This window comes from Brevibacterium atlanticum (assembly GCF_011617245.1).
Lineage (GTDB): Bacteria > Actinomycetota > Actinomycetes > Actinomycetales > Brevibacteriaceae > Brevibacterium > Brevibacterium atlanticum.
Genome location: NZ_CP050152.1, coordinates 2,904,377 through 2,922,348, shown reverse-complemented (window position 1 = coordinate 2,922,348; position 17,972 = coordinate 2,904,377). Strand labels below are relative to the sequence as shown.

The window sequence follows — 17,972 nt, the reverse complement described above, 5'->3', positions numbered from 1 at the left end:
CTGTCTGATCGATCTGGCTGATGGTCATTTCGATGGTCCGCGGCAGAGAACAGCGGTGTCTGTGTCGTGGACCACTCGGTGAAGTGGTAAACAATCTAGCACTCATTGTTCAACAAACATAGACATGGGTCACAATTTTCCGGAGAAATTGTTGACCGGAGAATGGCTGCTCGTGCCGCTCTGTCATTAGGATGGAGACGTGAATCACGACTCATCCCTGGTCAACAGGCTGACCGCCCGACTCATCGCCGGAGAGCTGCGCCCCGGAGACCGTCTGTCAGAGAATTCTCTGGCCAAGGAGTTCGACGTCTCGCGCAACACCCTGCGCGAGGCCTTCCGTGTCCTCGGCGAACAGGGGCTGGTCACGCATATCCCACACCGCGGTGTCTCTGTGGCGTCGCCGAGCACCGCCGACGTCGTCGATATCTACCGGGTGCGCCATCACGTCGAATGCTCGGTGCTCGAGCATGCCCCGCGCAATCACCCGAATGCCGCGCAGATGGAGGCCGCCGTCGAGGTGGCCGAGAAGTCAGCGGCCGAGGAGAACTGGTTGGAGGTGGGCACGGCGAACATGGCGTTCCACAATGCCGTCGTCTCGCTCTCGGACAGCAGGCGGCTGATGCGGTCGTTCTCGAATGTGCTAGCCGAGCTGCGGCTGGCCTTCCTCAAGGTCGAAGTCCTCGACTTCCTCCATGCGCCCTTCATCGAACGCAACCGCGAGGTGCTCGAGGTCTACCGGACCGAGAGCCCGGCCGCTGCCGCGGTGAAGCTCGGCACGTATCTCGGTGATTCCGAGCGGCAGGTGCTCGGCGCCTACGCCCGCGCCGGCCAGGCCTGAGCGGCAGGCACCGCCCCGCCACTGAAACGGCACACCTTTCTCCGGATCACTCACCGAAGAACGTGAGTATTTGAGAGAAGAGTATGCCGATCGGCCCGCCCCAAAGAGAGACCCGCCGGAGCCCGTGAATGCGAAAGAACCGCCCCGACGTGATGCCGGATGCGGTTCTCTCTGTGCTGTGCGCCCCCCGGGACTTGAACCCGGAACCCACTGATTAAGAGTCAGTTGCTCTGCCAATTGAGCTAGAGGCGCGTGCTGCGCTCGCTGCGCAACGAGAATTAATATTACTCAGGTGTTCCCCGATCACGCAAACCGAGATCGGCCCGTATCCGTTTTTGTGATGAAGGTCGCAAGCCCCAGGTCAGACACCTCGGACTTCGGGTCGAACACCCCGGACTTCCGATCACGCCGACTCGGAACCCACTGATTAAGGGTCACCCGGCATACCCGGTCCGACCCCGGACAAGCCTCCTACAGGTACATCCCCGAACTCGACTGTTCGGCGGTCTCGGAGATCGCATGGACGTCGCGCTCGCGCAGCAGCACGTACAGCTGTCCTTCGAGCTCCACCTCGGCGAGTTCCTCCGGATCGTAGAGGACGGTGTCGCCGAGGTTGGCCTGCCGCACGTGGGGCCCGGCCGCAACGACCTTGCCCCATACGAGGCGCTTGCCCATGCTGGCGGTGGCGGGGATGACGATGCCTGCGGAGGACTTGCGCTCACCGGCCTCGGGGCCGGGTTCGAGCAGGATCCGGTCGTGGAGCATCCGGATCGGAAGTGGCGAATCAGCCACGCTTACGACCGGAGAGTCCGACGATGAGGGCGGCCACACCGAGGACGGCACCGGCACCGAGGGCGATGATCTCGGGCTTGGGGGAGCCGTTCTCCTCGACGACCTCGGACTTGGCCTTGTTCACCGCGCGCGTCACCAGCACCTTGGGATGGATGCGGCCGACGAGCTCGTCGATGTTGTCCGCGATGCGCTCCTCACGCAGACGGATCGACTCCGCGAGCTGCGAGGGTGTTGCCTGGTCTACGGTCACATCTGAGGTGTAGACGTTGTCAGTCATCGGGTCGAGTCCTCCCGGTCGAGAATGCAGATTGCGACTGTGACCTTGTGCCACAGTGCTTCGCGTTCCAGCTTAGCGGCTGGGGGATGTGAGTGTCAGATATCGGGTGCGGTTCGGCGGAATCTTACGATCTCTACTTCTCCGGCAGTCGGAACCGCACGATCTCGCCCTCGGCCTCATGGGATAGTGCCCCGGACGCTCGCGATGCAGCGGTCCACCCCGTCTGTTCCGTTCACCTCCAGATCGGCCGGGCTGAGTTCCCCGATCCGTTTCACCGTCACCGAGGCGGCTGGTCCTGACCGTGGGCCGTCAGTCCTGCTTACCGCGGCGACCCATGATGTAGATGATGAAGCCGACGGCGGCCATGCCGGAGGCGGCGAGGACGAAGACCGGCCAGGAGCTGACGATCGTGGAGACGATGGATTCGCCGAATGACGAGGAGGGCTGCTGGTTCGCGCGTGGTGAGGGCTTGTCGCCTCCGGTGATGAGGTCGGTGTCGTCCTTCGGTGTGGGGGCGTCGGGGTTCTGCGGCACCGGATCCGAATAGTCGGGGTGTTCGGAGTCGTCCTCGTCGCCGGGCAGCCATTCGTCGCCTGCGGTGCCGGGAATGGTCTCCCGTTCGTCGTCCTTCGAACCGTTGCCGTTCGACGGGTCGGGGGTGGTGTTGTCGCCGTCGGCTGTGCCGACAGGGGAACCGTCCGGGTCGTCGGAGTCATTGCCGTCGTCGTCCTTGGACGACGAGTCCGAACCCGAGCCCGAGGAATCCGAGTCGCTGTTGCGGGAGCCGTCGGACCGAGCCCCGGAGTCCGAATCGGAGTTCTTGTCGTCGGCGTCATCGTCGGACGCCGAATTCGACCGGTCCTTCGACCCGGAGTTCGACGCAGAGTTGCTGTCCGATGAAGAGCTGCTGTTCGACGAAGAATTGCTGTCGGAAGAGGCAGAGCTGTTCGAAGACGAGCCGTCCTCGTCTCCGGAACTGCCGTTGGTGTCGCTGCTCCCGGAGTCCGCAGCATCGTCATCGCCGCTCGCCGAGGCGTTCGATCCGCCATTGTCGTCTTGTGAGCCGTCGTCCGAGGCGGCGACTCCGGCGGTCCTGTCACCATCCTGATTCGCCGTGGAGTTGGAGCCTCCCGAAGCTCCGTCGTCGGAATCGGTGTATTCCTTGCCCTCGGCGGTGATGTTCTTGCCGTCGGCAGTGAACTTCCAACGGGGATCGGAGTCGAAGTTCTCGAACTCCATCGGCTCGGAAGAGTCGGCGGCCCTGATCACGCCGTCGTCGCCGAATTTGAACTTCGTGGGAACGTCAGCCTGTGCGGTCGCTTCGGCCACGGACTGTCCGCTGTCATCGGTGTCCGAGTTGCTGCCGGCTGAGCCTGCGTTGCCTTCGGCCGATGAGTCCTGAGCGGGAATGCGCACCATCGATTGCTTCGGGCCGTCGAATGGTACGTTCTTCCAGCTCTCTGGCAGGTCGCCGGGATCGCCATTCGGCGCGGTCACAGAGAGCTGCTTCTTACTCGAATCCCACTTCGCCTTGAGCGTTTCGGCGGGTTTGCAGGGACCGTCTTCACCTGGTGTCGGTTCGCCTTCTTCGGGGGCTGCGCACGCCTTGTCGTAGTCAGGATCCGGTTCACTGTCGTCCGAACCGTCGCCATTGTCGTCCGATTCGTCGGCAGACTCCGAATCTGCATCGGGATCGCTGTCGGCGGCTGTCGGCCCCGGATCATCGGCCGAGTCAGTCGAGGAATCGCCGCCGTCCGCAGACCCTGCCCCGCTGGAAGAATCGGTTCCATCCGCACCAGCGGCCGCCTCGGCGTCGGCAGTATCGGTCGAACCGGCTTCAGCGGACGGAGAAAGTGAGGGCTGGGCGAATGCAGGGGTGAACGTCGAGAAGACGGGCAGTGCCACCAATGCAAGCGCAGCGCCGAAGGCGGCGATTCTGCGGTTGAACTGGTGTGAAACTGGCACTGCTTTCCTTCGCGGTGGGGATTCCGGCACTAATGGGTCAAGGGGACATGACGTTCAGACACGTCGCCCCCATCCTAATGGCTCGATCAGATGTGTTAAAGCCTGGGCCGGCCCGGGCGCGGAAGCGAGCCTCGGACCACCGGCCTGACCTCGATTCCGACTATCGGTCATCGGTGTCCGAGGTCTTCGGATACGAGCGGACCGTGGAGTCATCGCCGAGCACCAGCGCCGACTTGCCGTCGTTGACGATGGCCAAGAGGTTGGTGTCGGTCTTGAAGGCGCGTTTACCGGCCAAAAGGCACGAGGTGTTCGTGTCCATCGTGCAGGGGACGATGGTTCCGCGCGGCTCCGAGAGGTGGATGTCGCGGTTGGAGACGTCCATGAGCAGCAGACCCGAGTCCAGGTCGAAGAGGTAAGGGCCGATATAGGCGCGTTGGCCGCCCTGACCGCGTACCCAGGACTTCTCACCGACGATGTCGGTGGTGGTGGTCACGGTCGAGAGGATCGAGCCGTCCTTGAGTGAGTGGACGACCAGCTGGATCCTGTGACCGGAGTTCGTCGACGCGCCCTGCTCGCCCCACAGGGTGATGGCCTTTCCGTGTCCCGCGGAGATCCAGTCGATGATCTGCTGGTCGTCGGCGGGACGTTCGAGGTCGATGCTGCGTTCGTCGCCGGTCTTGACGTTCTTGGCCTTGACCGGTCCGTTCCAGTCGGAGCTGAAGAGCTCATCGTCCTCGATCGCCATGGGCGTCGAGCCGGCCTCCGGAGTCGGCACATTCTCGAGGCCGTCGGCACCGAAGGTGGAGAGCTTATTGCCTGATTTGATGAGGACGCTCGTGCCTGCCGAAGTGATGCGAGCGTTCTCCGGCAGCCGATAGGACTTCGGCTTGGAGTCCCCGTCGAAGAGCGCCTCGGCGGTGTCGCCTGCCTGCCACAGCAGAGCGGGCCGGCCATCGATGATGGTATCGACGGCGAAGGTCGGTGCCTCGCTGATCTTCGCTTCGTAGCGGGACTTGCCGGTCTCGGCATCGAGGACTTCGAGCTTGTTCTTATAGACGAGGAGGACACCGCGGTCCGAGGCGGTCACCGACGCCTTCTTCGGCACCTTCGTCTCCCAGGCGGGTGAGTTGTCGAAACTCGGCACGACGTCGCTGGTCTTGTCGACCGAGAACTCGGACGCCGGATTGATCTGCTGGTCGGAGCCGATGGACTGCGGTGCATCATCACTGTCGACGGGAACGATGTTGGGGACGACGAAGGCCCCGATCATGAGGATCGCCAGGCCGATGAGCACCAGGCCGGGGACGGTGATCTTCTTCAGTCTCTGCGGGCGGCTGCGGGCCGAGCGTCTGCGCACTCGGGTCTTCTTCACCGCGGGGGCGGAGGGTGCAGCAGGGCCGGAGAACGGGGTCCCGAGTGGGTAACCGTCGCCGCCGTTGCTCTTCTGTTCGCCGCCCTTCTGCTCGCCGTCGGACTGGTCACGCCCGCTGGTGCCAGCCACACCACCGGCTGCGGCAGCAGCGGCACCGCCGGCGCCGGCGGCCGACTCAGTGCTGTCGCCGGAATCGGCGGCGGCCGCCTCGGCGAGGGAATCATCATGGTCGACATCTGCCTGCTGCGCACCCGCGCCTGCGGAATCCGACGAACCCTCCGCGGAATCCGCTGACCGAACGTTCACACCCGACGAAGAATCATGCTCGTGACTCGACGACGTGGAACCCAGCCGTCCATCCGTGTCGATGACCACCTCGGCGGCCTGGGTGCCGTCATCGATGGTCACGGCCAAGGGTGTTTCGGTCTCTCGGGCGTAGTCGCCGAGGTAGGCGATGGCCTGTCCGGTGTCCGAATAGCGACTCGTCGCCCCGTTGAGGGAGATGTAGGAGAACCCGTCATCGGAGACGGAGATCATCGCACGAGTCATGTACAGGGTTCCTTGGGTGGTATCGAGGATGGGGCCGAATCAATCCTAATGAATGTCTCGGAGTGCTCCTACCGGTTTTCCGAAACCGTTATACAACGCTACTGAATCGTTGCACGTAAGGAGATCTCCGTCTCATTGTGCCAGGCGGGCGGTTCCGGTTTGCCCGTCTCCGGCGGGTGAGGTTAGGATATATCTTGCTGTCTGCACCGTTGGTGCAGCGCATGTGGTGGGTATAGCTCAGCTGGTAGAGCGCCGCGTTGTGGTCGCGGATGTCGCGGGTTCAAGTCCCGTTACTCACCCCGGATGAGCGAGGTGCGAACGTTCGACCGAGGATTGAATTCCGGTCGGGGTTCGCACCTCGTTCTGATTTCGGCGCTCACACCTGCGACCGATGTTCTCGGCCCCAATTGTGCAGAACCTCGAACACCGGCTCCAGGCTCCTGCCCTCATCGGTGATTCGGTAGGTCACCTGCGGAGGGACGGAAGGCTCCACTTCCCGATCGACGAGCCCGCGTTCGACCAGGTCCTTCAACTCGTTCGAAAGCACCTTCTGAGATATTCCGGCGACCTGCCTCTGCAGGTCTGCGTAACGATGTTCGCGCTTGAGCAGCTCCCAGAGCACCAGCATCGTCCACTTGCCTCCGACCACGTCGATTGTGGCCCGCATGGTCTCACCGCAATACTCGCGTGTCGTCGCTGGCATGTCCTACCTCGAGGTTGGGTGCTGACCAGAAAGTGCCGTCTTCCCAGTCTGCTGTGCATCAAGCAGGCTAGTCGAAGAACGAGCCGAAGAACAGAAGGAGATACTGTGCCCATCGTCAGTCTCGACATCGTCCCCGAACTCATGCACGGCGACAGGGAGTCGCAATATCAGAGAATTGCCCTCGGTATCACCGAGGCGATCGTTGCGAGTACGGGAGCGCCAGCGGAGTCCGTGCACGTGCTGATCAACGAGGTCTCCTCCGAGCGGTATTCGGTTGGAGGCACCATGCTCAGCCAGCGGTTCGGTGACACCGAACCAACGGTGCACTAGCGCACGCAAGCCCTCCGGCGAGGGGATCACCCGCGGCAGGGCGTACCGCCGCGTTAGCCTTGTCCCATGAGCCTCGACCTTGCCGTTGTCGGCAGTATCAACGCCGATATCACTGCTGTCACCAGCCGTCTGCCGGCTGCGGGAGAGACCGTCGGCGGCGGGCGGCTGTTCCGCTCGCCCGGCGGAAAGGGCGCGAATCAGGCCGCAGCTGCCGCTCGCCTCGGTGCGCGGACCCGGATGATCGGGGCGGTGGGAAACGATGCGGAGGGCCGGGAGTTGCTCGCGTCTCTGCGGCAGTCCGGGGTCGACGTGGCAGACATCGTCGAGGCGGCCGCCCCGACCGGGACTGCTCTGATCATGGTCGACGCTCACGGTGAGAACCAGATCGCCGTTTGCGAAGGGGCGAATGCCGAGGTCAGCCTCGATGGGGTGGAGTTCGCCGACGACGAGGCGGTGCTCACCCAGCTCGAGATCTCCCTCGATCTCGTCACCGAGCTCGCCGCCCGAGTGCCCGGATACTTCGCGGTCAACGCCGCCCCGGCTCTGCCCCTGCCCGCCGAGGTGGTCGATCGTGCCGATCTCATCATCGTCAACGAAACCGAGTACTCCCTCCTCCCACAGCTCCAGGAGGCAAGGCTCGTGGCTGTGACGTACGGGTCCCGAGGGTCATCCCTGCTCACCCGCGGTGGGCAGATCGCCTTCGCCGAGGCGCTGCCGAGAACCCCGGTGAGCACCGTCGGCGCCGGAGACGCCTTCGCCGCCGCCCTGACCATCGCGCTGCGCACGAACGTCGACCCCGAACGCGCCCTGCGCGCGGCCAATGCCGTCGGCGCCGCTGCCGTGATGGACGCCGCCGCGCAGCCGGCTTTCGACCCGTTCGAGGCGTACCTGGCCCACTGACCTGGCAGACTGGACCTCAAAGGTCTGGCCCGCCGCCACACTCCGGCCAGACATCATCCGACCAACCACCATCCGACCTTCCGAGGAGGACACCTGATGAGCACCCCCGCGTACGACCCTTCACTGTTCAGCGGGCTGAGCGCCTTCCCGCTCACCCCGCTGAACGGCGACGACCTCGACGAGGACGCCTACATCGGACTCATCGAACGACTCGTCCTCGCCGGCGTCGACTCGATCACGGCCCTCGGGTCGACCGGATCGTACGTCTATCTGAACGGTGACGAACGCGCTCGGGTCGCGGAGCTGACCGTCGAATCAGCCCTCGACATCCCCGTCCTCGTCGGCGTCGGAGCGCTGCGGACGCGTGACGTACTCGCCAATGTGCGCTCCGCCGAGGCTGCCGGTGCGCAGGGTCTGCTGCTGGCGCCGGTGAGCTACCAGCCGTTGACCGAGGTGGATGTGTTCGAACTCTTCCGCACCGTCGCCGACTCCACGGACTTGCCGATCGTCGTCTATGACAATCCCGGCACCACCCACTTCACCTTCACCACCGAGCTCTACGCCCGCCTCGCCGAACTCGACGGTGTGGCCTCGATCAAGATCCCCGGCTTCCCGCTCTCACCCGCCGGCTGGGACGAGCGCATCGGCGAGATCCGTAATGCGATCGGCAACCAGGTGACCATCGGCATCTCCGGCGATGCATTCGGAGCCGAGGGGCTCATCGCCGGCTGCGACGCGTGGTACACCGCCGTCGGCGGAACCCTGCCCGAACCGATGCTCGAGATCACCCGCGCCGCCGAACTCGGCAATGTCGAAGGGGCTCGGGAGCTCTCCGCCGAGCTCCAACCGCTGTGGGATCTCTTCGCCGCGCACGGCGGCAGCCTGCGGGTGACCGCGGCCATCGCCGAACACTTGGGCCTTGTCGGCCCTGGCAGCCTGCCGCTGCCGATCCAGGGTCTCGATGAGGCTGCCAAGCGTGCCGTCGCCGAGGTGGTCGACCGCCTCGATCTCGCCTGAGCACGACCTCGCCTGAGCACGGGGACGTCGTCACGAGCGCGTTCACCATGCGTCCACCTGGGGTTCGACACCGGGTCATGCCGAGTGCCTATGAATGGGTGACTGCGGGTCCAGTCGGCCCGCGCCCATCACGATCCCGGAGACTCGATGACGAACCCCCTGACTGCGAAGACGCTCACGGCCCAGGCGGCCGCCCTCCTGCTGGCCACCGGATTCGCTGTCGGCGGCTCGGTCGCGACTGCCCCTGCCCATGCGGCGGACGTGCCCGAGCCGATCACCTCCTCGGCATCCGATGCTCAGATCGAGATGGGGTTCCTCGGTTCCCATGAGACCGGTCAGTTCGACGAGGCCGCCGCCGAGATCACAGCCGTCTACGGTGACACCGTCTTCACCGTCAATGCGCAGGCGGCCACCGTCGACGTCCTCGACGCCTCGGATCCTGAGAACCCGAAGAAGATCTCCGAGATCACCGGCACCGGAGTGGCGAACTCGGTCGCGATCCGCGAGGACGGACTCGGCGTCATCGCGCTCGAAGATGAGGACAAGACCCGTCCAGGTACGGTGATGTTCTTCGATGCGAACGACCCCGAAGCGCAGCCGCTGGGACAGGTGGCCGTCGGGTCCCTGCCGGACATGGTCACGCTCACCCCCGACGGCACCCACGCCCTGGTGGCGAACGAAGGCGAACCGGCCGACGACTTCTCGACCGACCCCGAAGGGTCGGTGGCCGTCATCGATCTGCCCGCCGAGGTGGCTGCACCGTCGGCATCGGATGTGCACACTGCGGATTTCCACGAATTCGAGGACGGCGGGGCGAAGACCCTGCCCGAGGGTGTGCGGATCTTCGGCCCCACCCCCGAGGCGGACCTGCCGATCTCGCGCAATCTCGAACCCGAATACATCACCGTGGCAGGGGACAAGGCCTACGCAACCCTGCAGGAAGCGAACGCGATCGCGGTCGTCGACATCGGCTCGGCGCAGGTGGAGACGATCCTCCCGCTGGGTTTGAAGGACCACGGGCAGGCGGGCAACGGTCTCGACGCGTCCGATCGGGATCCAGAGGACGCGCCCACGGTGAACATCACCGAGTACGAGGGGCTCAAGGGTGCGTACATGCCCGATACGATCTCGACGTTCTCCGCCGGCGGCACGGATTACCTGGTCACCGCGAACGAGGGGGACTCTCGAGAATGGGGAGACTTCGTCGACGGGGCTCGGGTGAAGGACCTCGGCGATGACGGTCTGGCACCGGTGTGTGAGAACTCGCCGCTGAAGGACAAGCTCGGCGATGAGGATCTCGGGCGGCTCACCATCATCACGGATATGGGGTTGAGCGAGGACGGCGGCTGCTATGAGGAACTCGTGGCCTTCGGCGCCCGGTCGTTCTCCGTGTGGACGACCGACGGGACGCTCGTGGCCGATTCCGGTGACGAGTTCGAACGGCTGACCGCCGAGGCGGTGCCGGAGTTCTTCAACTCGAACCACTCCGAATCGAATCTCGAAGGACGCAGCGATGACAAGGGGCCCGAACCCGAGGCGCTGACCATCGGGGAAGTGGGGGAGACGACCTACGCCTTCGTCGGCTTCGAGCGCATCGGCGGAATCGCCGCGTTCGATCTCACCGATCCGAGCGCGCCGAAGTTCGCGACCTACTTCAACAACCGGGACTTCTCGGTGTCGGTGGAGGACGAGATCGATGATGCGCCCGATCCGGCCGCGCTGCTCTCGAGCGCCGGCGACCTGGGGCCGGAGGGCATCACGTTCCTCAGCGCCGATGAGTCGCCGACGGGTGAGGCCGCGCTGGTCGTCGGCAACGAGGTGTCGGGAACGACGAGCCTGTACTCGGTGGCCGACCTCGCTGACGGCGGGGATGACGGAGAGGACAGCAGCGGTGACGAGAACGCCGGAGCCGACGAGGATACCGGGGCGGGTGCGGACGCGGCGGTCGGTTCCGATGCCGATGGCGCTGAAGCGGGCGAGGACGGCGGAGCAGGATCTGCTGCCGATGGTTCCGGAGCCGAAGACGACGGTGCTGCTGATGGCGCGGGCAGCGGGTCGGAATCGGATGCAGAGACAGGTGACGACGGAGACCGCACCGACGGTTCGACCGACGCCGATGGAAGCCCACTGCCGCGCACGGGCGCTGATCTCGGTCAGTACCTCATCCTCGGCGGGATCGCCCTGGGTCTCATCGCCATCGGCATGTCGGCCTTCCTGCTGACCCGCCGCCGGGGCTGACAATCACGAATTCGCCGACCGCGGTCGGCGGATGCGTGTCTCAGTCAGTCGATGTCAGTCGATCTTGCCGATGGGCTCGCGCTTCTCCGCCTGGAACTGGTCCTCGGCACGACCGCGGGCCCAGTACGCCGAGATCGACAGCGCTTCCCGAGGCACCTCGTGTTCCTTGAGGATCTTGCGGATCGTCTTGATCGTCTCGCGCTCTCCGTGGGCGAAGACCTGCGGCGTCCCTTCCGGCCAGTCGAGTTCGCGCACCGCGGCGACGAGCGCCTCGTCCGAATCGACCCAGGTGACGTCGAACCCGGCGGGCAGCTGGGGGAGGAGCCGATCCTCGGCGTGTTCGACATTGGCGAGGATGACACCGGTCGCGCCCGCGGGCATCGCTTCGAGCGCAGAGCTCACGGCGGGGATGGCCGTGTGGTCGGCGATGAGCAGATGCCACGGGGCGTCCGCCTCGGGGGCGTATTTGCCGCCGGCACCGACGAGCACGATCTGATCGCCGACCTGGGTGCTCTTCGCCCACGGTCCGGCAATGCCCTCATCGCCGTGGACGACGAAGTCGATCTTCACCCATTTCTTTGCCTCGTTGATCTCGCGCACCGTGTAGGTGCGGTTGCGCGGCAGCTTCTCCGGGGAATTCTCGCGCAGATCGGCCAGATCGTAGGGCGGGGTCAGCCCGTGCTTCGGATCGGCGAACATGATCTTGACGTATTTGTCGGTGGCGTCGTTGTTCGAGATCGCGTCGAATCCCGCCCCTCCGGCGGTGATGCGGATGAGGTTCGGGGTGATCTCCTCGACTGCCTGGACGCTGAGGATGGCCTGGGGTTTCGGAGGACGAGCGGGACGCTGGTCGGGAGTGGCGGATGCCGTCATGGGGTTCCTTCCGTGGAAAAGCCCACGCCGAGGCGGTCGGAGGGCCGCCTCGGCGCTGAAGGGATTGTAAGGCTCACCTTAGCAAAAGCCCGAACAATCTGACCTACCTGCTGCGTTCGGCCATCTCCCGGCGGCGTTCGTCGCGGATGCGCTTGAGCCCCTTGACGGATTTGAGGGAGTCGAGGATCGTCACGCCCGGCAGGGCCGAGTTCGGTCCCTTGCACTGCATCATGTCGTCGGGATCCATGAGCACCACACGGGTTCCGTCCTCCTCGAGGCGGGACAGCGCTTCGGTGAGCATGTATCGGGCCACCGAGTTGATCTCGTTGACCCTTCGCAGATCGAGTACGAAGGTGTCCGTGGTCGACTCCGGTTCGTCCATGGCGCGCAGGACGTTCTCCGATCCGCTCCATTGGATGAGTCCCTGCAGGGAGCAGATGCGGACCATCTTGCCCTCGCCGTCGACGAAGCGACGGTCGCGGCGGATGATCGAGCGTGCCGGTTCGGGCGCGTCCATGATGTGCAGGCTCAGCCGGTTCGACAGATCTTGGAAGATCTTCGCCCCGCGCACACTCGTACCGTGCTGGTCCAGGCGCGGGGAGAAGGTCGCAATGCCGACCTGACCGGGCATGACGCCGAAGACTCCGCCGGAGACGCCGCTCTTGGCGGGAATCCCGATCTCCGTCATCCAGTCGCCCGCGGCGTCGTACATCCCGCAGGTCATCATCACCGCGAGCACCTGCCGGTTGACTCTGGGGGAGAGGACCTGTTCGCCGGTGAGCGGGTTGACGCCGCCGCCGGCGAGGGTGGAGGCCATGATCGCGAGGTCCTTGACCGTGACGAGGATCGAGCACTGCTCGATGTAGCCGCGGACCACCTCGTCGGGGTCGTCGTAGAAGATGTCGTAGGAGCGGAGCATGTTCGCGATCGCGACGTTGCGGTAGGCCTCGCGCCATTCGCCGTCGGCGACTCCTTGGTCGATGGTCAGCTCGCGACCGGCGAAGCGAGAGAGCCCGGCGCGGACGATCTCGGTGCGTTCGGCCAGGCTCGCCCCCGGATCGCCGAGGAGGGAGTGGATGGTCATGGCCCCGGCGTTGATCATCGGGTTGAGCGGCCTGCCCGACTTCTTATCGAGCGAGAGTTCGTTGAACTTCTCGCCGCTGGGTTCGACGCCGACCTTCTCGAGCACGCCGGCCAGCCCCTCCTGTTCGAGGGCGAGGCCGTAGATGAAGGGCTTCGACATCGACTGGATGGAGAACTCATGCTCGGCATCCCCGGAGGTGTATTCGATGCCGTCGAGGGTGGAGATGCAGATCGCGAGCTTCTCCGGATCGGCGGCGGCGAGGTCCGGAATGTAGTCCGCGTTCTCACCCGACCGGTCGGGTCGGATCCGATCGAGCGTCTCATCGAGGAAATCCGGGATGGGTGATCGCATGGCACCTCCTGCTGCAAGTGGATTCGGTCGGGTGGGCGAACTGCCATTCTCACACACTCGTGCGTCGGCGGGATTGCGTCCGTCCGCCGAAAGACGGGTTCATGTTCCAGGTCTGGCACCGCTCGTGCCGCCCCTGCCACCGGTGGTGATCCTACGGTGGATCCATGACACGGACCAGACTGTTCCTCATCACCGGCCTCGCGGTCTCCGCCGTCGCCGTGATCGTCGTCGGCGTCCTCGTCGTCGGGATGGTTCTCCGCTGCGTCGCACCCACACCCGAGACGCAGGATCTGCCCGATCATGCGCTGACCCCGGAAGAGTCCATCACCGAGGTGGCCCCGCACATGGACGGAACCGTGGCGGTCCGTCAACGGCTGGTCTTCGAAGCCCCACCCGAGGGGGAGGACTCCGTGGGACTGTGGTTCGTCAGCGAGGGACTCGGCAGGAATCCGGTCAGCGGCCACCGTCTGGCGATGATGCCGGTCGTCGATGAGCTCACTGCGGTGGAGCTGAGCACGGACGCAGGGTCGACGCGTCGGTCGCCGCAGGAAGCAGGGGATCTCGACGTGGACGTCGAGACCGTGCGTGAGAAGGACTTCGACTATCCCAGGGCGCACTTCTCACTCCGACCGAAGGACTCCCAGGGACGGGCCGCGCGATGGGATGAAGGCCGTCACATCGTCGAGGTCGACTACGTCCTCGACAAGGTCTTCCTCACAGTGTCCGGCCGAGAGTTCATCGCTCTTCCACTGTCATTCATCGGCGCGCCCCGAGCGACCGAGGCGACGCACACGATGATCGTCGACACCGATGGTCCGCTTGCCTGCCCGGCGAACAACGTCGACTTCGCACTGAACGACTGCGCCGACGACTTCGCCCAGATCGACGACGACGGAACTGAGGGGACGACCCGAATGACCTGGCGGGAAGACAACGACTTCGACCATGACGTCGTCGTCATCGACCCGCCTGAGAACATGAGCGCTCGACCCATCCACCCGACCGAGAGAAGCTGATGAGCATGCGGAACCGAGGACTCGCGCGGTCGACGGCAGCTGTGTCGGCGTTGGTGCTGACCGCGGCGATCGCCGTCGTGGCGATGATGCCGGGGCGTGCGGGAGCGGCACCGAATCCGCTGCGGGGCAGCGAGACGACGCACACGATCCGCATCGCCGCCGACGGTACCTACACCGTGCGGATGGACACGACGATCGACCTGGCGCTCGAGACGAGTTGGGGCTTCGGCGACGAGATCCACGATGGATTCCGCCTGCCCGACACCGACGCCCTGCTGCCTCCCTATCTGCGAGCGACGTATTCGCACCCGCGGGGAAGCATCGACTTGACCCCTGTCGAGGCGACCCGGGAAAAGGAGCTGCACTCCGTCGACATCGGGTTCGTCACGGATGACCTCGACCCGGGACGTCACCGAGGGACACTCGACTATCGGGTCAGCGGTGCAGCGATTCCGGCCGCCGAGATCACCGAGAGCAGGGAGAGCACGGACGGCAGTGACGACGGCGGAGTCGTCGTCTACTTCCGTCCCCTCGAACGCGGCACGCTCACCATCGAATCCGATGTGCCGATCACTGGTGTCGAATGTGAAGCACTGGCCCCGCACGGCGAACCATGTGGTGAGAAGACGACGGACTCATGGGTGGTGTCGGCGGAGGAGATCGAGCGCGCGAGACCCCATACGATCGACGCCGTACGGATCACCCTCGACGCGGATCCCGACGGGATCGACGACCCCGTCATCGATTCCTAGGCGGCGGACCGCACGGCATACTGTGAACGAACTCGAGGCCCCCACCGAAGACGATGGGGGCCTCGAGGCTGCGGGGGACTGAGTCAGCCGTTGCTGCGCGAGTCCGGGCTGTCATCGCCGCGGCTGGACTCCGAGCCGTTGCGAGGATCGTCGGTGCGTCCGCGCTCGCCGTCGTTGCGGCCATCGGTGCGGTCGGCGTCCTGACCGCGCTCGTTGCCGATCGCCTTGTCGGCGGCGTCTCTGGCCTTCTGGATCTTCTCGGAGTGCTTGCCTCCGGTCAGCGACTCTGCGACACCTGCCGCTTTGTCGAGGATCGAGTCGCTCACCTGCTCGGCTTTGTCGGAGTTGAGCTTGTCCTTGACCTTGGGGTCGTTGGCGAGGTTCTTGGCTTTGTCGAGGAACTTGTCGAATGCCATGGCACGGTCCTTCGTGTCTGTCGATTGCTCTGTCGATGCTGATCGCGGGGTCGGACTGGGACGCTTCGAATCCTAAACGGGCTGCCTGTGACGGAACTGGCAATGGCTCCAGCCCGCCGGTCGGCTAACCCAGCCCGCCGGACAGGCGAGCGTGGAGTGCCTCGGTGTACGTGTTCATGCCGATGAGTTCGACGCTTGTGCCCAACGCCTCGTATTTCGTCACGATCGCGTCGAGGGCAGCCACGCTGGAGGCGTCCCAGACGTGCGATTCGCTCATGTCGATGACGACCCGGCTGGGGTCGTGCGTGTAGTGGAACTGGGTGGTCAGGTCGTTCGAGGAGGCGAAGAAGAGTTCGCCGCGGACGGCGTAGCGAGCGATCGCCTCGGTGACGGTCCGCTCGACCGTGACGAAGTGGGCCACCCGGCGGACGAAGAGCACGCTGGCGACGAACACTCCGACGACGACGCCGATTGCGAGGTTGCCGGTGGCGACGACGACCGCGACGGTGGCGACCATGACGAAGGTCTCGGACTTCGGCAGCTTCCGCAGGGTCGTCGGTCGGATCGAATGCCAGTCGAAGGTGTCGACGCAGACCATCATCATGATCGCCGCGAGGGCGACCATCGGAATCATCCCGACGATGTCGCCGAGGACGACGACGAAGAGCAGCAGGAACGCACCGGCCATGAACGTCGAGATCCTCGTGCGCGCCCCGGAGGCACGGACGTTGATCATCGTCTGCCCGATCATCGCGCACCCGCCCATCCCGCCGAAGAGACCGGAGATCATGTTCGCCGCACCCTGCCCCCAGGACTCGCGGGTCTTGTTCGAATGGGTGTCGGTGATCTCGTCGACGAGCTTCGCCGTCATCAGCGACTCCATCAGACCGACCAGCGCCATCGCCAGCGAATACGGGGCGATCGTGCGAAGCGTCTCCCAGGTCAGCGGGACGTGGGGGAGGAAGAGCGAGGGCAGGCTGCGCGGCAGCTCACCCTGGTCGCTGACGGTCGGCACATCGAGGGCGAAGACGACGGCGATGCCGGTGACGAGCACGATCGTCACCAGCGGGGCCGGGACGATCTTCGTCAGCTTCGGCATGAACACGAGCACGACGACGGCGAGGACCAGCAGCGGGTAGACCATCCACGGCACCCCGATGACGTGAGGCACCTGGGCGGCGAAGACGAGGATCGACAGAGCGTTGACGAACCCGACCATGACGCTGCGTGGAATGAAGCGGATGAGCTTCGCGACACCTGCCACGGCCAGCAGGATCTGGAAGATCCCGGCGAGGATGACCGTGGCGATGAACATGTCCATCCCGTGCTCACGGGCAACCGGAGCGATGACCAGCGCCACGGCCCCCGTGGCCGCGGAAATCATGGCCGGGCGCCCTCCCAGGATGGCGATCGAGGTCGCCATGATGAACGCGGAGAACAGACCGACCTTCGGGTCGACGCCGGCGATGATCGAGAACGCGATCGCCTCGGGGATGAGAGCCAATCCTACGACGAGCCCGGCGAGCACCTCACGGGTGAGCAGCCTCGGCGAGGTCAGTGCGGTGAGCACGGTCGGGTCGGGCCGGTAGCGGCGGGAATCGTCGGTCGTTTCGGCGGGGATGGGTGTCGTCACTTGCGGAACATTACCCGATCGCCGAGGCGGTCCATCGTCCCCTTGCGACAGCCCAGCCGACTCACTCGAGGCTGACCCCGGATCCGTGGAGGCGGACCTGCAGCCCCGCCTCGGTGGGGGTGATATCGGTGAGCTCGAGCCCGGCGGGCAGGAAGTCGAGGTCGATGACGATGTCGGAGATCGCGGAGGTGAGGAACCCGGGCAGGCTGTCGACGTTCACTTTTGCCGAACCCAACCGGATCTCGGAGGCGTTGACGACGGCTCTGCGGCCGTCGGCCTTCGGTTCGATCCCGATGAGCAGGTCCTGGCCGAGCAGGGATCCCTTGAGGAAGAGTTCGTCGTCCTCGGTGGTGAACGTCATTCCTGCAGGCAGGGACGCATGCTCGGAGGCGAGGTCGTCGAGTGTGGCATGGGGGAGGACCGCGGTGGCGTCGACGGTGCCGATGGGGCGTGAGGTGTCGGTGGGCACGTCGAAGAGCTTCGCATCGACATCGGTGAAGTCGACGTTTTCATAGGTCGCCTCGTCCGCCGTGATGTGTACGGAGTCGAGCTTCCCGGACGCCATCTGCGTGAGCACGGGGAATCCCTCGACGGAGACATCGGCATCCCCGTAGTCGGAGAGTCCGTCGGCGATGCGCTGCTCGGTGGTGAAGTCGACGATCCGGTCGGCCGCGATCACTCCGATGATGAGGGTGAGAATGACGACGATCGCGGAGACGATGAGCGTCTTCGACCGGCTGCGCCGCGGTGGGCGGCCGCCCGGCTGCTGCGGGTATTCGAGGGTCCTGGCCGTGGTCATGGGCCCCATTCTCCCGCACTCACCTCACTGGCCGCTGTCACGAGGGCGGCTGCACGCGCGTCGCCGT

At 65.2% G+C, this 17,972-nt stretch carries 17 protein-coding genes and 2 tRNA genes; 8 read left to right on the top strand and 11 right to left on the bottom strand.

Annotated elements, in window-relative coordinates; genetic code table 11:
- The first annotated feature begins 199 nt into the window (after nucleotides 1-199).
- Nucleotides 200-838, top strand: a complete 639-nt coding sequence (locus GUY23_RS13055) for a GntR family transcriptional regulator (RefSeq protein ID WP_166972955.1) — start codon at nucleotides 200-202, stop codon at nucleotides 836-838.
- A gap of 179 nt (nucleotides 839-1,017) precedes the next feature.
- Here the strand turns inward: GUY23_RS13055 and GUY23_RS13050 are convergent.
- The 5 genes from GUY23_RS13050 to GUY23_RS13030 all read right to left on the bottom strand — a co-directional run bounded on the left by GUY23_RS13050 (nucleotide 1,018) and on the right by GUY23_RS13030 (nucleotide 5,793).
- Nucleotides 1,018-1,090, bottom strand: a tRNA-Lys gene (locus tag GUY23_RS13050).
- A 219-nt stretch (nucleotides 1,091-1,309) separates the two neighbouring features.
- Complete coding sequence (locus GUY23_RS13045) at nucleotides 1,310-1,630, bottom strand: GroES family chaperonin (RefSeq protein WP_166972953.1); 321 nt, start codon at nucleotides 1,628-1,630, stop codon at nucleotides 1,310-1,312.
- Complete coding sequence (locus GUY23_RS13040) at nucleotides 1,623-1,907, bottom strand: DUF3618 domain-containing protein (protein WP_166972951.1); 285 nt, start codon at nucleotides 1,905-1,907, stop codon at nucleotides 1,623-1,625. Before GUY23_RS13040 ends, GUY23_RS13045 begins: the two co-directional genes overlap by 8 nt.
- Before the next feature lie 309 nt (nucleotides 1,908-2,216).
- Nucleotides 2,217-3,872, bottom strand: a complete 1,656-nt coding sequence (locus GUY23_RS13035; RefSeq protein ID WP_166972949.1) for a hypothetical protein — start codon at nucleotides 3,870-3,872, stop codon at nucleotides 2,217-2,219.
- Nucleotides 3,873-4,032: 160 nt separating this feature from the next.
- The gene (locus tag GUY23_RS13030) at nucleotides 4,033-5,793 is read right to left on the bottom strand and encodes a hypothetical protein (protein WP_166972947.1); all 1,761 of its coding nucleotides are present in this window, start codon (nucleotides 5,791-5,793) and stop codon (nucleotides 4,033-4,035) included.
- Nucleotides 5,794-6,019: 226 nt separating this feature from the next.
- On the opposite strand from GUY23_RS13030, the gene GUY23_RS13025 reads away from it, so the two are divergent.
- Nucleotides 6,020-6,092 (top strand) — tRNA-His (locus GUY23_RS13025).
- Between the two features lie 77 nt (nucleotides 6,093-6,169).
- Here GUY23_RS13025 and GUY23_RS13020 read toward each other — a convergent pair.
- Nucleotides 6,170-6,496, bottom strand: coding sequence for a winged helix-turn-helix transcriptional regulator (locus GUY23_RS13020; protein ID WP_166972945.1), 327 nt, complete (start codon nucleotides 6,494-6,496; stop codon nucleotides 6,170-6,172).
- Nucleotides 6,497-6,601: 105 nt separating this feature from the next.
- On the opposite strand from GUY23_RS13020, the gene GUY23_RS13015 reads away from it, so the two are divergent.
- The 4 genes from GUY23_RS13015 (at nucleotide 6,602) to GUY23_RS13000 (ending at nucleotide 10,981) form a co-directional block, all read left to right on the top strand.
- A complete protein-coding gene (locus GUY23_RS13015) occupies nucleotides 6,602-6,826 on the top strand; it encodes a 2-hydroxymuconate tautomerase (RefSeq protein WP_208085350.1) in 225 nt (74 codons plus the stop codon).
- Between the two features lie 66 nt (nucleotides 6,827-6,892).
- Nucleotides 6,893-7,726, top strand: a complete 834-nt coding sequence (locus GUY23_RS13010; protein WP_166972943.1) for a ribokinase — start codon at nucleotides 6,893-6,895, stop codon at nucleotides 7,724-7,726.
- 96 nt (nucleotides 7,727-7,822) lie between these two features.
- A complete protein-coding gene (locus GUY23_RS13005; protein ID WP_166972941.1) occupies nucleotides 7,823-8,743 on the top strand; it encodes a dihydrodipicolinate synthase family protein in 921 nt (306 codons plus the stop codon).
- A gap of 147 nt (nucleotides 8,744-8,890) precedes the next feature.
- Nucleotides 8,891-10,981 (top strand): choice-of-anchor I family protein, encoded by a 2,091-nt coding sequence (locus tag GUY23_RS13000; protein ID WP_208085347.1) that lies wholly within the window; start codon nucleotides 8,891-8,893, stop codon nucleotides 10,979-10,981.
- 54 nt (nucleotides 10,982-11,035) lie between these two features.
- On the opposite strand, the gene GUY23_RS12995 is transcribed toward GUY23_RS13000, so the two are convergent.
- Both GUY23_RS12995 and GUY23_RS12990 read right to left on the bottom strand, forming a co-directional pair.
- Nucleotides 11,036-11,854 carry a siderophore-interacting protein gene (locus GUY23_RS12995; protein WP_166972939.1) on the bottom strand — a complete coding sequence of 273 codons (819 nt, stop codon included), beginning with the start codon at nucleotides 11,852-11,854 and terminating at the stop codon, nucleotides 11,036-11,038.
- A gap of 103 nt (nucleotides 11,855-11,957) precedes the next feature.
- A complete protein-coding gene (locus GUY23_RS12990) occupies nucleotides 11,958-13,289 on the bottom strand; it encodes a glutaminase (RefSeq protein ID WP_166972937.1) in 1,332 nt (443 codons plus the stop codon).
- Between the two features lie 164 nt (nucleotides 13,290-13,453).
- Here GUY23_RS12990 and GUY23_RS12985 point away from each other — a divergent pair, with 164 nt between their 5' ends.
- Nucleotides 13,454-14,305, top strand: coding sequence for a hypothetical protein (locus GUY23_RS12985; RefSeq protein WP_166972935.1), 852 nt, complete (start codon nucleotides 13,454-13,456; stop codon nucleotides 14,303-14,305).
- Nucleotides 14,305-15,057: a hypothetical protein gene (locus GUY23_RS12980; protein ID WP_166972933.1), complete on the top strand. Its 753-nt coding sequence runs from the start codon at nucleotides 14,305-14,307 to the stop codon at nucleotides 15,055-15,057. Before GUY23_RS12985 ends, GUY23_RS12980 begins: the two co-directional genes overlap by 1 nt.
- A gap of 83 nt (nucleotides 15,058-15,140) precedes the next feature.
- Here the strand turns inward: GUY23_RS12980 and GUY23_RS12975 are convergent, their stop codons facing one another.
- The 3 genes from GUY23_RS12975 to GUY23_RS12965 all read right to left on the bottom strand — a co-directional run bounded on the left by GUY23_RS12975 (nucleotide 15,141) and on the right by GUY23_RS12965 (nucleotide 17,905).
- A complete protein-coding gene (locus GUY23_RS12975; protein ID WP_166972931.1) occupies nucleotides 15,141-15,473 on the bottom strand; it encodes an antitoxin in 333 nt (110 codons plus the stop codon).
- Between the two features lie 124 nt (nucleotides 15,474-15,597).
- Nucleotides 15,598-17,094, bottom strand: a complete 1,497-nt coding sequence (locus GUY23_RS12970; protein WP_166976092.1) for a SulP family inorganic anion transporter — start codon at nucleotides 17,092-17,094, stop codon at nucleotides 15,598-15,600.
- Nucleotides 17,095-17,167: 73 nt separating this feature from the next.
- Nucleotides 17,168-17,905, bottom strand: coding sequence for an LmeA family phospholipid-binding protein (locus GUY23_RS12965; RefSeq protein WP_166972929.1), 738 nt, complete (start codon nucleotides 17,903-17,905; stop codon nucleotides 17,168-17,170).
- Between the last annotated feature and the right edge of the window lie 67 nt (nucleotides 17,906-17,972).

Coding starts and splice junctions, on each gene's coding strand:
- GUY23_RS13040 (WP_166972951.1), bottom strand. CDS start 1,907: ATGACTGACAACGTCTACACCTCAGATGTGACCGTAGACCAGGCAACA.
- GUY23_RS13030 (WP_166972947.1), bottom strand. CDS start 5,793: ATGACTCGTGCGATGATCTCCGTCTCCGATGACGGGTTCTCCTACATC.
- GUY23_RS13020 (WP_166972945.1), bottom strand. CDS start 6,496: ATGCCAGCGACGACACGCGAGTATTGCGGTGAGACCATGCGGGCCACA.
- GUY23_RS13010 (WP_166972943.1), top strand. CDS start 6,893: ATGAGCCTCGACCTTGCCGTTGTCGGCAGTATCAACGCCGATATCACT.
- GUY23_RS13005 (WP_166972941.1), top strand. CDS start 7,823: ATGAGCACCCCCGCGTACGACCCTTCACTGTTCAGCGGGCTGAGCGCC.
- GUY23_RS13000 (WP_208085347.1), top strand. CDS start 8,891: ATGACGAACCCCCTGACTGCGAAGACGCTCACGGCCCAGGCGGCCGCC.
- GUY23_RS12995 (WP_166972939.1), bottom strand. CDS start 11,854: ATGACGGCATCCGCCACTCCCGACCAGCGTCCCGCTCGTCCTCCGAAA.
- GUY23_RS12990 (WP_166972937.1), bottom strand. CDS start 13,289: ATGCGATCACCCATCCCGGATTTCCTCGATGAGACGCTCGATCGGATC.
- GUY23_RS12985 (WP_166972935.1), top strand. CDS start 13,454: ATGACACGGACCAGACTGTTCCTCATCACCGGCCTCGCGGTCTCCGCC.
- GUY23_RS12980 (WP_166972933.1), top strand. CDS start 14,305: ATGAGCATGCGGAACCGAGGACTCGCGCGGTCGACGGCAGCTGTGTCG.
- GUY23_RS12975 (WP_166972931.1), bottom strand. CDS start 15,473: ATGGCATTCGACAAGTTCCTCGACAAAGCCAAGAACCTCGCCAACGAC.
- GUY23_RS12965 (WP_166972929.1), bottom strand. CDS start 17,905: ATGACCACGGCCAGGACCCTCGAATACCCGCAGCAGCCGGGCGGCCGC.